Genomic DNA, 314 nt, shown 5'->3' with positions numbered 1-314 from the left:
TAATCGTCGTATAGCTGCCGCCACCGACTACCCCACGCACAGCTGCCAACGTTGGAGACTTACCCTCTTGTAACAACTTTTCTGCCGCCGCCCAGATTTGCTCTTTCGTGATTTTTGCTACTCCTGCCATGTAAAATCACCCTCCATATTGTAGTATGTAGTATGTAATATGTAATATGTAGTATGTAGTATGTAGTATGTAGTATGTAGTAATTACATAATACTACATACTACAATATATTACAATATGATTTTTTCATAATTTTGCTAAGTCATGCAATATCTCTAACCTCTTATAATCCCGACTAACAAAA

The 314-nt window shown here is 36.9% G+C and carries 1 protein-coding gene; it reads right to left on the bottom strand.

Annotated features, from left to right (window positions below):
• Positions 1–130, bottom strand: a 130-nt coding sequence (locus tag PPOP_RS26270; protein WP_006288322.1) for a DNA-binding protein, incomplete at its 3' end; no start/stop codon positions are given.
• Positions 131–314: the final 184 nt, after the last annotated feature.

Origin of the sequence: Paenibacillus popilliae ATCC 14706 (assembly GCF_000315235.1) — a bacterium.
GTDB classification, from domain to species: domain Bacteria; phylum Bacillota; class Bacilli; order Paenibacillales; family Paenibacillaceae; genus Paenibacillus_B; species Paenibacillus_B popilliae.
Note: the sequence above shows the minus strand (reverse complement) of the source record. Positions and strands in the feature narration are given on the sequence as shown.